The sequence below is a fragment of the Nocardia sp. NPDC049220 genome (assembly GCF_040647855.1).
Classification (GTDB): domain Bacteria; phylum Actinomycetota; class Actinomycetes; order Mycobacteriales; family Mycobacteriaceae; genus Nocardia.
Genome location: NZ_JBEZDA010000008.1, coordinates 230,450 through 241,596 on the forward strand (window position 1 = coordinate 230,450; position 11,147 = coordinate 241,596).

Sequence of the window (11,147 nt, forward strand, 5' to 3'; positions counted from 1 at the left end):
GGGATCAGTCCGCAGCGTGCGTCGGCCACGCGGTCCGCGTGCGGGCGGCGCGGGCGGACCAGCGTCCATCGTCGTAGCGAACCTCGACCGGGTGCGCGAAGGCGGTGGTGACATTCGGGCTGGTGAGCGTTTCCAGCGCGGGACCTGCCGCGACGGTGCGGCCGTCGGCGATCAGCAGGGCGTGCGTGGTGGTGCTCGGCAATTCCTCCAAGTGGTGCGTCACCAGTATGGAGGCGACACCGGGATGGGTCTGATCGAGCGTGTCGATCGTTTCCAACAACTGTTCACGCGCGGCGACGTCCAAACCGGTGGACGGTTCGTCGAACAGCAGCAGCTCAGGCTCGGCGATCAGCGCCCGGGCGATGAGCGTGCGTCCACGCTCGCCCTGCGACAGCGTGGGCCAGATCTCGTCCGCTTTGCCCATCAGACCGACGGTGTCGATGAGAGCGTCAGCGCGGGCGAGCTGTTGCGGGGTCGGTGTCCAGCGCATTGGGGTGTCGATCGTCGCGGTGATGCCGGTCAGTACGACTTCACGGATGGTGCGTGGATACTGCAGTGGGTGGCGCGGATTCACGTGGCCGATGCCGCGGCGCAGGTGCTGCAATTCGACGCGGCCGAGCTGTTGTCCCAGTGCACGCACACTGCCGGTGGTCGGGAAGGTGACTGCGCCGCAGAAGCCGAGCAGCGTGCTCTTGCCGGCGCCGTTGGGGCCGAGCAGCGCCCAGTGCTCGCCTGCCCGAACGCTGAGCGAGATGCCGTTGATGATCTTCTTGCCCGCGCGGCGGAACGTCACGTCCGTCAGCTCGAGCACGAGGGCCTCGGTCACGTGAACGACTCCTTCAACGCGGTCGGGTGGGTACGGCTGCACTCCGATGCGGCGATCGGATTCCCGGCGGACATCGCCTCGGCGAGCCGTTCGTGCGCGGCGTGATCCGCCGGCTCGGAGGGGATTGCGCGAATCCTCATCATATCGATCATTACCAGGCGTAGCCGGGGCAGGAAGCCGTCGAACGGCGGGGTCAGCACGTCATCGTGCGCCGCGACGACGACTGCGGCGAGGGAACGACCTGTCCGCGTCAACCTGCTCGGCTACCGGCTCGCCAGGCGGCGCACGGGCAGCCAGCGTGCGGCGGAGCGGCAGGCGTGCGCCAGGTGAGCGGCGAGCGATGCGGCCTCTGCCTCGATGGCGATGCGAGCTTCGATCACCGAGGCGATGGTGGTCCGGCACGACACCCTATCCCAGTCCTCGGGTGGGTCGAGTGCGGTCACGAGGACACCTGCGCTTGGCGACAGTTCAGCACGCCTTCGCCCACCGGTTCGCGAACCGCCTCGCGAAGTGTGGAGCGTCTTACGCCGAGTTGCGCGGCGAGCGTGGTCTGGCCCGGCAGGCGCTGGCCGAGCGGCCATCCACCCGCCCGGATGCGCGTCAGGAGTGGTTCGGCCGGTTGTGCGGCGACCGGATGGACCCGAGCAACGGCAGCTACTGGCAGTTACCCGGGCATTGTGAACCGTGCCGCCGGTGCGCCGCTGAGGTGCCCTTCCGGCAGCTTGCGACCACACAGCACGAGCAGCAGATCTTGGGCCGAACCCGACAGCGCCGCGCCGGACCCGTAGCTGAAATTCAGATCGTCAGCGCGCAACTCGACGCCCTCGAGGTCGACGCCGAAGAACTTGACATTCTTGGGTTTCACCGCGTCCAGCACCAGGCGCATCCGGTCCTCTGGTACCACGCGGTCCAGTCCGAGGGCCACCGTGATATCCAAGCCATGGATGACGTCGTGGCTCAGCGCGCCGGTGAATCCGCCGCCCGGCGGTTTCCACGGGTGATCGATGTTGTCGCACAGTGAGCGCACCAGGTCGTCGGCGCTGAGCATCGCGGCGTCGTCGCGCGCGCTGCGATCGGCCATTCGGTTGAAGTTGCCCAGTGCCTTGATCATTCCCAGCATGAAGCGGGGACTCGACAGGCGGTAAGGCATGGTGATGTGCGCGACCACTTCACGCACTCGCCAGCCCGCACAGAGCGTGGGTGCGTCCCAGCTTTTGGCATCGAGTCCGGACAAGAGGTCGGCGAGATCGGTCCGCTCTGCCGCGACTGCCGTCCGCACTTCGGTATCGGTCATGAATTCATCTCCTCGACCAGGGGTGATCCGATCATCCTTGACTGACGACGCCGCTCGGCGCAGAAAGTCATCGGTGCACCGATCAGCGTGGGTGTTCGGATGTGGCAAGGTGCCGCGAAACCGGCCAACCGCGATCTGCCCGGACCAGCGGACCTGCCCGAAGCGGGGCGGTGCCGGTCAGCCGTAGAGCGCCAGGCGCGCCCTGTGGTATTCGGCTCGGATCTGCCGCCCGATCAGGTCGTCGGACGGTGCGGCGGTTTCGGAGACGGTGCGCGGGTGCCAGGCGGGGGGCTGCGCTCCACCCAGGAGTGCCCAGGCAGCCTGCCGGGCGGCGCCGAGCGCGACGTACTCGTTCGGCTCCGGGACGGTCACGTCGACGTGGAAGATCTGGGCGGCGATCTCAGCGACCAAGGGTGAGCGGGCAGCGCCGCCGATGAGCAGGACGCGCCGCGGCGCCGCGACGACATCGCCGAGCCGATCGAGCGCGTCGGCCAGGTTGCACAGCATGCCCTCGAAGGCGGCACGTGCGACGGTCGCGGGGCGCATGGCGCCCGGCCGCAACCCGTGCAGACTTCCCGCGGCTCGCGGCAGGTTGGGAGTGCGCTCACCGCACAGATAAGGGAGTAGGACGACGCCGTCGGCGCCTGGCGGCGCGTGTGTGGCGAGTGTTTCCAGGGTGGCCAGGTCCACGCCGAGCAGATCGGCGGTGGAAGTCAGGACGCGGGCGGCATTGAGCGTGCAGACCAGCGGGAGAAACGCGCCGGTCGCGTCCGCGAATCCGGCCACCGCGCCGCTGGGGTCCACGCAGGCGCTGTCGGCCCGCGCGAAGGCCGTTCCGCTGGTACCGAGGGAGATCACAACATCGCCCGCCACGATATCGAGACCGAGTGCGGCCCCGGCATTGTCGCCCGTCCCCGCGGCGACGAGCATGCCCGCGGGCGTCCGCCCCGCCGCATCGGCCGGGCCGAGCACTCGGGGGAGCGCGGGGGTGCGTCCACGGAAGGCCAAGGCGAGCAGGTCGTGGCGATAGCAGCCGGTGCCGGGCGACCAATATCCAGTGCCCGAGGCGTCGCCACGATCGGTGGTCGGTTCGAGCACGCGCCCCGATTCGCCGCCACGCAGCCGCCAGGTCAGGTAGTCGTGCGGCAGCAGTACGTGCGCGGTGCGGTCGGCGAGTTCCGGCTCGTGGTCGGTCATCCAACGCAGTTTGGCGATGGTCAGCGCGGCCAGCGGCACACTGCCGACCGCGTCGACCCATGCTCGCGGTCCACCGAGTTCGGTGATCAGATCTTCGGCCGCTGCGGCGGAGCGGGTGTCATTCCACAGCAGCGCATCTCGAACCGTGGTGCCCTCGGTGTCCAAGGCGACCAGCCCGTGCTGCTGGCCGGCAACGGCGATCGCGTCGACGCCGTCGAGTAGTCCGGTGCTTGCCGTGCGCAACGCGTCCCACCATGCGCTGGGCGCGACCTCCGTCCCATCGGGATGCGCTGCCTGCCCGCGGCGCAGGATTGCGCCGCTGTCCGCGTCGCAGACGACGACTTTGCAGGACTGCGTCGAGCTGTCCACCCCCGCGACTGTCGTCATACGTGCGGATCCGGGTCGTCGATCGCACTCCGGCGCGCACCCCGTCTGATCACACCGCGGTCGTAGCCGCCACATAGCGGCGAGGGATTGTCCGGTATCCGCAGAGGTGTAGCGCCGGACGTCGGCGCAGCGATCGGCGTGAACTCGTGGCCGGAACCGCTCGGGGTCGGAATCGGCGGGAATTCCTCGTCGCCGATAGATGGATCCTGTCCTCGGGTCCGGGCGCCCTTGAACTCGACCGGCAGGTAGTTCGACTTCGGGATCCGGTCGGACGCGTCACGCACCGAGAATCGCCGAGCCGCCTTGTTCGCTGCCGCACGCATATCAACACCATGCACCCCGCGGTGTCGCCCGCTCGCCACATTCAAGGTATTCGACGACATCGGGCAGAATATTCCCGGTGAGCACCCCTCCACGCGACTCCACCGACGTGCGCATCCGCGCGGGGGACGGGACCGCGTTGCCGGAACTGACCGAGGCCGTGCTCGGCGACTTGCTCGACGAACCACCCGATCCGCACTGCCCCATCCTCGAGCTCACCCGCGGCGGCCTGCACGACATCAGCGCCCGTCTACTGGACGACGGTGTCTACGAACTGGAGCATCGGGCCGGGTCGACCACGTCCTCGCAGATGTACACGTCCGACCCGGTACTGGTGCGCGACGTGCTGTGGGCCTGGCTCTGCGACGATCCGTGGTGGCACACCGCGGTAGCGTGGTTCCCGGTCGATCCGGAAATCGCCGAACTCCAGGCTGTGCGCGACGATCTCACCGGCCTGCTGGACGGTATGACAGTACTGGGTGGCCTGACGGAGCTGGACGACCTGACCGCGAGCATGGACGCGGCACTGGCGCGTGCCGACGAGTTGATGGCGGCGGAATGTGCGGAACCGAATCCGGCGAATTCTTCCGATCAGGACTGATACCACCACGCGGTGGTCGCGATGTCGGCGTCCGTGAGCGGAAGGTACGCTCCGGCGTCCTGCCATCCGAGCGCCTGCACGGTGACGCGCAGATCGCGGTCGAAACAGATCGGATCGCGCACGTGCCAGCGGTACATCCCGAATCGCTGATCCGGTTGATAGATCTCCGTCGGCGGCAGCACCTGATGCAGCCCGAGATACGACGTGGAATATGTCCGATATGTCCCGTCCAGGTCGAAATTCCAAGCGCCACCGAAATAGTCCTCGGTGCCTGTGCCGCAGATCGTCGGATGCGCGATGTCACCGTCCAGATAGAACTTCAGTTCGCCTTCGCCCCACCATCCCGGCGCCCCAGGGCGAATGGCGAGGTAGGTGCCGACATAGCGGCCTCGACCCGAGACCGTCTCCAGAATCGTGTGCACGGCCGGCGTACCCAGCCGAGGCGTACGTGACCAGCGTGTGTGCAGCTGACCGACGGAGTCCGGGAGGTCCTCTTCGGTGTAAGTGGCCTGGTAGTAGACCGGAACGGTCTGCCCGCAGCGGTTTTCCAGCGTGATTCGCGCACGGTGGCGAAATGGCATGGGCCAGTAGCTGTTCAATCCGCCGGCCGGGGCGACGACCACCATTTCCGAACTCAACAGTGCCAACTCGCCCCACCCGTTGCAGAAGAAATCGCCGAGCGGAAGGTCTATCGCGGGCACCGGCTCGTCATCCCAGTACATGCGCAGCGTCAGCGCACACAGAGCGGTACGCTCCGTTGTCAACCAGAAGTGCCGAAACACTCCGGGGCCGGAAACGTCTGCCAGCGTCGCGGTTTCACCGTCGGCGAGGGCAATCGAGGGCGACACTTTCCAGCCGTTGCCGAGCAGCCGTGCCGCGTGTGCGCCGGTACCGTCGGTCGCCCGCGCGCCCGCGCCGGGAGCACCTGTGGGATTTTCGGCGCTCACCGATCTGGTCCGCGCGCCGTCCAGCCGCCACAGATCCGCGCCCGGTGTCGTCACAATCCGGGCCACCCGTATCGGGGCCGGGGGGCAGGCCCGGCCATCCTGTCCGAACCACCGGACTTGGACGCTGACGCGGACGTCGTGGCCAGCTGCTGCGTATCGGACTGCCTGGCGACTTCCCGGCGAACCTGGTCCATGTCCAGCCACCGGATCTGCTGCACCAGGTCTTCGAGTGCATCCGCGGCCAAGGCGCCAGCTTGCGAGTACACCAGCATGCCCTCACGGAACGCCATCAGCGTCGGGTACTGAGTGACTCGCGCGGCGGTGGTCAAGGTGACCTCGGCGTCGACGTCGACCTTCCCGTGCACGATCTCAGGATGCCGGTCCGACGATGCGTCGTACACCGGGGCGAAATACTTGCAGGGCCCACACCACGTTGCCCACCAATCCACGAGCACGATGGGATTGGATGCGACGACGGTGTCGAAGTTCTGCTGGGTCAGGGTGACTGTGGGCATGAAATCCTCGTATTGTGTCCGACAAATCAACCCTGAATCCTCGCATGAACGATCGGAATCAGGAAGCAGTGCCGGCGCGATGTTGTTCGGCCGCCAGAAAATGCGCGATATCGGCCGTGCGCTGGTAGAGGTCGCGATAGTGCTGATAGTAGGGCTCGTATTTCGCGGTGCGCTCAGGGTAAGGCTGCACGGTGCCGATGACGGGATTCCACGTGGACGTGTCGACACCTGCGGCTTCGGCCGCGAGTACGGCGTCGCCGAGGCAGGCGCCGACCGTCTCGGCGGGCAGCTGTTGCGGTAGACCGGTGACGTCGGAGACGATCTGGGTCCACAGGCCGCCCTTGGTGCCGCCGCCGACCGCGACCAGCCGCTCGGCGCGACCACCTGCCTCGGTCATCGCCGCCAGGTTGTGCCGCACCCCGTAGGCGATGCCTTCCAGCACCGCGCGATACAGCTCGGCGCGGCCGTGCCCGAGCGTCAGGCCCGCGAGGATGCCTCTGGCGTCCGGATCGAAGAGGGGAGTGCGCTCACCGGCGAAGTAGGGTAGGGCGAGCAGGCCCCTGCTACCCGCGGGCACCTCGGCGGCAGCGGCGACCAGATCGGCGAACTCGCCGCCGACCAGCTCGCGTAGCCAGTCGGTGATCGCCCCCGAGGTGGCCATCCCCGCGGCGAGCGTGTAGGTGTCGGGCCAGGTGCCGCAGGTGCCCCACAGCCCAGGATGTGGACGCGGATCGGTGAGCACCTGCACCAGGAACAGAGTGGTGCCATACATGATCATCGCGTCGCCCGGTGCGCGTACACCGACGCTGGCGGCCTCCGCCCACGCATCAATCGTGCCGGTGGTGACCGGTAACCCCGCCGGGAGTCCGGTGACGGCCGCCGCGTCCGGGGTGACATGTCCGACGATCTCGGTCGGCCAAGCCAGATCCGGCAACGCCCAACCCGGCACCACGCGTTCGGCCCAGTCCGTGGCCCAGGCGCGCCCGCGCAGGTCGTAGAGCGGCACGCACTGGCTGGCGGACTGATGGTCCAGCACATACCGTCCGGTGAGGCGGTGTACCAGAAAAGAACTCGCCATCAACAGCATCGCTGTGCGCGCCGCGACCTCCGGCTCGTGCCGAGCCAGCCAACGCGCCTTCGGGCCGACGGCTTGGCTGGTTAGCGGCGATCCGGCCAGCTCGAGGACCGCCTGCTCGCCGAATTCGTCGTTCAGGTGGGCGATTTCGGCACCCGCCCGGGTATCTACTCCGTAGAGAATGGCCGGGCGCAGTGGCCTGCCCTCGGCGTCGGCGGGCAGCAGGCAGGGGCCGATGCCGGACACCGCGAGTCCGTCGATCGCCGTGCCGTCGGCCGCGCGCACGAGGTCGTGGGTGAGCGCGACGAAGTCGGCCCACCAGACCGTCTCCGCGTCGTGTTCCACCCACCCGGGATGTGGCCTGGAAACACCGTGCGCTCGTTCGGCTTTGGCGACGATCGCGCCGTCTTCCGTGGTGAGGACGCCCTTCGAGCTGGCGGTTCCGATGTCAACGCCGAGGAACATGGTCACCGCGTGAATTCGTCCAACGTGATGTCGAGCAGATCGCACGTTTCGCGCACGCTGGCCCGATGATCGCCGGGCACGGCGTGGATGTGGTTGGCGCCGAAACGGGACAGGAAATCCTCCGCGCGCGCGTCCAATCGCGCGAACGCGTGCGGCCACTCCCAGGTGGACTGTCTCATCAGCGCTTCGTTCGTCTGTTGATCGTAGTCTTCGAATTCACCGAGCATCAGCTGCATCCGGTAGTCGCCGTCGATTCGGGTGAGTCGCGCGAGAGTCATCTGACCCGGCGCGGCCACGTGGTGCACCGAGGCGCCGCCCGCGGGAAAGAAGAACACCTCGGGATACAGGTGCACCTTCGCCAGATTCTCCGCCGGGTCCGCACTGCGCGCCGCGAACCAGGTGGCGTGCTGGCCGGAGTTGCACAGGTCCCAGATGTCGCGATCGGCGTGATAGTGCCGGACGTCGGCGAACAGTACCGGGGTGCCCGCGATCTGCTTGAGCAATTGCATGGTGAGCGCGCCGTCCATGTCCGCCTCGGTGGCGCAGACGTGTGGCTGCTTCGGCCCATTCCAGTCATAGGGATCGTTGAGGAAGGCCTCGGTGACGTCCATCGTGGCGAAGTACTGGGTGAGCTCGGGCTGCCCCTTGATGCCGGAGAAATCCAGCCGCCACTCGGCGATCAGTTCGCGCACCGCGAGATATGAACGGATCTGGCGTTCCAGCAGTTCCGGCGTGAGCTTCGCGCCGTCGTAGTGCACGCCGGCGGTGTATCGCTCCAACCACTCCCGCGCGGCCTTCGCCTCGGCGGCGTCGGCCAGTTCGGCACGCCGCACGATCTCCCACTGGTCGATCTCCTCGACGTCGATGCCGAAGAGTCGCTGCCACTGGTCGGTATTGGCGACCGCGGTGTTCATGCCCATCGGCCGCCCGCCGAAGCGTCCGAATGTCGCACCACGCAAACTGGATACGGCCGCGGCGGCCCGCGCTCGGACACCGATCGACTCGATCAGCGTGGGATCGGAGGGATCGCCCCACAGTCGGCTGTGTCTGCGGCCGATCTGGTCCAGCGCGCCGCCGGCGGCAAGCATGCCGACCATGCCGGGCTGCACGGGATCGATGTTCGACAGCAACAGCAACGGGCCGGGTGTCGCGCCGGCCGCGAGCATGGTGAAGTGCGGGAACGCCCACACCGCATAGTGGAGGACGGTCAGGTCGACCCCGGCCGCCGCGACTGCGCGGGCCACCGAACTCGCCACTGCGTTGTCGCTGATCGACTCAGCACCGCGGACCACTTCGTGTCCCGCGGCCGTGAGGGCGCCCACGAGGCGGTCTTCGCTGGTCGCGATGAAGTCGGCGATGCCCGCATGCACATAGTCGCGGCCATCGGAAATGCTGATAACGCCGATACGGGCCATTCCGGTCCCTCCCGTAGGTGGGTGGTTCGGTGAGTTCGACTCGATCAACAGATACCAGTCGGGACCGGGCACGATGGCGCGAATCGCGAAATCGAGCCGGGCTCGATGCACCGGACCGCTTACCGCGGAACCGCTTTGGTGACCCGCGCAGGCGGAAACGTGAGTGGTGCCAGGTGCACCCCACCCTGGCCCCAGCCGGCGCTGGTGATCCACCAGCGACCACCCTCGTCGTGTACCACCTCGGCGGCGTGCGCCGTGATGTGGCCGATCTTGTCGCCGATGTGGAAACTGAACGGGCTCTCGCTGCGGAACACGTCGGTGCCGACATAGCGCGGGCGCGGACCGATGAACAGATACCACCAGCCCTCCTGCCGCACTACGAAGGGGGATTCGGTGTTTCCGGCCTCGGTGCCCGTGGTCGGATCGGTGTAGGCGATGTGTCGTTCACCCCAATGCGTGAGGTCGGTGCTCGTGCGATACGCGACAACGTGATGTCCGCCGGTGGCAGCACTGGTCGCGCAGTAGTACAGCACCCACTGGTCGCCCACCCGCGTCACCATCGGGTCGCGGGCGTCGTACCCATCATGGAATAGCGGTCCGGTCGGCTGTCTGGTCCACTGGAACAGATCGGTGGAGGTGGCCAGGTTCAGCGCCGCGTCGGTACGGTCGTGGCCGCCTGCCGCGTAGAACATGTAGTACCGCCGGTGCGCGCTGAGCACGTATGGAGCCCACAGATGTGTTTCCCCGTAGCCCCGGTTCACCTGTAGCGCGGGCGCGTGCTTGGTCCACGGTCCGCTCAGCCGCGGGGCGGTGGCGTGCGCGAATTCGATCTCGTCGAAGGGGTTCGCGGGTTCGGCGTGCGTGATCCCGAACAGATGCCATCGCCCGGCGTGATCCCGAACGACCGTGTGGTCGTTGATATACCAAGGATGCAGTTCACCGACACCAGGGTTGTAGATCCGCACGAATGCGCCTGCCCGAACCGCCTCCCGCGTCACCATAGGTTCATGATGACGCCCGCGGTAGTCGGCGCGGTACCGCTGCGCAGATTTCGGTGTGCCCGAGCTTGCCACACCGGCTACACATGGAGCACGACCGTCGGAAGCAAGCGATGCGGTTCTCATCTGTATTCGCGTCGGTCGTGGTCGGACATACGGTCATACTTCTGACTTTGCCCTCGACCGGCTGCCTTCGGCGTGACAGCCATCGGTGGCTGTTTCCGAGACACACCGCTTGTGCGTCGTCCCCCGAAGTACGACCCCTCTCTCGTACCCCTCCGCGCCGGTCTCCTCGACCACGCGACCAGCAATGGCGATGACGTTGGGGTAGCGCATTGCCACAGGCGCGGCATGGCTCGTGTCCCGCAATGGATCAGCGAGTTGTCCACTCGGCCGACATCGCACGGATGCAGTCGGGCGTCCGGGTGGCGGAGTCCTGATCGTTTTGCCGTCGGACCGCCCGCCGCTCGTGAGACAGCGTCGATGCAGCGGTGCCGCAGCGCCGACCGCGCGCTCTCGCCGATAGCGGCCGCGTTCGTTGCGGATCGGGAAAGCCGAGGCGCGATTTTCCGGTGGCTTGAATCACATTTGCGCCATTGCGGCGCCTTCCGCGTCGATCGCGTTCCTCTGACCTGCGAAATAGCGCGCTGCGCAGGCGATTTGACGTAGCGTTTTCCGCCGCGTAACTTTATCCAAGTCAGAGCGACACGGACACCGACCCGGAGCCGAGAAGCCCAGCGGAAACGCTGAGCGGAAGGACTGGGAAACGAGGTAGGACGAGGAGCGCCTGGCGATCACACTAGCTTGATCGAGAACTCGATTTTGTTCGGGTGAATGGCTGGGCTAAGCTTGATAAGTTGCCTCATTGAAGGTCCGGTTGTTCCGGGTTGGATGTGTGTGCGTGTGTTCTTTGAGAACTCAATAGTGTGTCGATGAATGTCAGTGCCAAATTTTTTTGGTTCGGCCTTTCGCTCCCCGTGTGGAGGGTCGGATTTTTTGTCAGCTTTTTGTTGGCGATTGTTTTGCTGGGTTTTCGGACTCTGGTTTCAGATTTTTCTGATTCGCTCCTTTGTGGGGTGTTTCGTGAGTCTTCAACGGAGAGTTTG

Annotated in this window: 10 protein-coding genes and 1 pseudogene; 1 reads left to right on the plus strand and 10 read right to left on the minus strand. The window is 66.8% G+C overall.

Going from position 1 to position 11,147, the window contains the following annotated elements; all coding sequences use genetic code 11:
- Positions 1–4: 4 nt before the first annotated feature.
- The 5 genes and pseudogenes from AB0C34_RS19810 to AB0C34_RS19830 form a co-directional block, all read right to left on the minus strand.
- Entirely contained in the window at positions 5–826 is an 822-nt protein-coding gene (locus tag AB0C34_RS19810; RefSeq protein WP_357074680.1) for an ATP-binding cassette domain-containing protein, read from the minus strand.
- Positions 823–1,490, minus strand: a pseudogene (locus tag AB0C34_RS19815) (GntR family transcriptional regulator). Before AB0C34_RS19815 ends, AB0C34_RS19810 begins: the two are co-directional and overlap by 4 nt.
- Positions 1,491–2,120, minus strand: a complete 630-nt coding sequence (locus AB0C34_RS19820) for a maleylpyruvate isomerase family mycothiol-dependent enzyme (RefSeq protein WP_357074683.1) — start codon at positions 2,118–2,120, stop codon at positions 1,491–1,493.
- A 177-nt stretch (positions 2,121–2,297) separates the two neighbouring features.
- Entirely contained in the window at positions 2,298–3,704 is a 1,407-nt protein-coding gene (gene xylB, locus AB0C34_RS19825) for a xylulokinase (protein ID WP_357074686.1), read from the minus strand.
- Positions 3,701–4,027, minus strand: a complete 327-nt coding sequence (locus tag AB0C34_RS19830) for a hypothetical protein (RefSeq protein WP_357074689.1) — start codon at positions 4,025–4,027, stop codon at positions 3,701–3,703. The genes xylB and AB0C34_RS19830 overlap by 4 nt, the downstream gene beginning before the upstream one ends.
- 77 nt (positions 4,028–4,104) lie before the next feature.
- Between AB0C34_RS19830 and AB0C34_RS19835 the strand changes: the two genes are divergently transcribed.
- The gene (locus AB0C34_RS19835; protein WP_357074691.1) at positions 4,105–4,626 is read left to right on the plus strand and encodes a hypothetical protein; all 522 of its coding nucleotides are present in this window, start codon (positions 4,105–4,107) and stop codon (positions 4,624–4,626) included.
- Here the strand turns inward: AB0C34_RS19835 and AB0C34_RS19840 are convergent.
- From AB0C34_RS19840 to AB0C34_RS19860, 5 genes are all read right to left on the minus strand, one after another.
- Positions 4,617–5,627: a glycoside hydrolase family 172 protein gene (locus AB0C34_RS19840; protein ID WP_357074694.1), complete on the minus strand. Its 1,011-nt coding sequence runs from the start codon at positions 5,625–5,627 to the stop codon at positions 4,617–4,619. The genes AB0C34_RS19835 and AB0C34_RS19840 overlap by 10 nt on opposite strands.
- The gene (locus AB0C34_RS19845) at positions 5,624–6,088 is read right to left on the minus strand and encodes a thioredoxin domain-containing protein (RefSeq protein ID WP_357074697.1); all 465 of its coding nucleotides are present in this window, start codon (positions 6,086–6,088) and stop codon (positions 5,624–5,626) included. The genes AB0C34_RS19840 and AB0C34_RS19845 overlap by 4 nt, the downstream gene beginning before the upstream one ends.
- 58 nt (positions 6,089–6,146) lie before the next feature.
- Entirely contained in the window at positions 6,147–7,628 is a 1,482-nt protein-coding gene (locus AB0C34_RS19850; protein ID WP_357074730.1) for an FGGY-family carbohydrate kinase, read from the minus strand.
- A 2-nt stretch (positions 7,629–7,630) separates the two neighbouring features.
- Positions 7,631–9,043 carry an L-fucose/L-arabinose isomerase family protein gene (locus AB0C34_RS19855; protein WP_357074700.1) on the minus strand — a complete coding sequence of 471 codons (1,413 nt, stop codon included), beginning with the start codon at positions 9,041–9,043 and terminating at the stop codon, positions 7,631–7,633.
- Positions 9,044–9,162: 119 nt separating this feature from the next.
- Positions 9,163–10,044: a glycosyl hydrolase family 32 gene (locus AB0C34_RS19860; protein WP_357074703.1), complete on the minus strand. Its 882-nt coding sequence runs from the start codon at positions 10,042–10,044 to the stop codon at positions 9,163–9,165.
- Positions 10,045–11,147: the final 1,103 nt, after the last annotated feature.

Coding starts and splice junctions, on each gene's coding strand:
- AB0C34_RS19830 (WP_357074689.1), bottom strand. CDS start 4,027: ATGCGTGCGGCAGCGAACAAGGCGGCTCGGCGATTCTCGGTGCGTGAC.
- AB0C34_RS19860 (WP_357074703.1), bottom strand. CDS start 10,044: ATGGTGACGCGGGAGGCGGTTCGGGCAGGCGCATTCGTGCGGATCTAC.
- xylB (WP_357074686.1), bottom strand. CDS start 3,704: ATGACGACAGTCGCGGGGGTGGACAGCTCGACGCAGTCCTGCAAAGTC.
- AB0C34_RS19820 (WP_357074683.1), bottom strand. CDS start 2,120: ATGACCGATACCGAAGTGCGGACGGCAGTCGCGGCAGAGCGGACCGAT.
- AB0C34_RS19845 (WP_357074697.1), bottom strand. CDS start 6,088: ATGCCCACAGTCACCCTGACCCAGCAGAACTTCGACACCGTCGTCGCA.
- AB0C34_RS19850 (WP_357074730.1), bottom strand. CDS start 7,628: ATGTTCCTCGGCGTTGACATCGGAACCGCCAGCTCGAAGGGCGTCCTC.
- AB0C34_RS19855 (WP_357074700.1), bottom strand. CDS start 9,043: ATGGCCCGTATCGGCGTTATCAGCATTTCCGATGGCCGCGACTATGTG.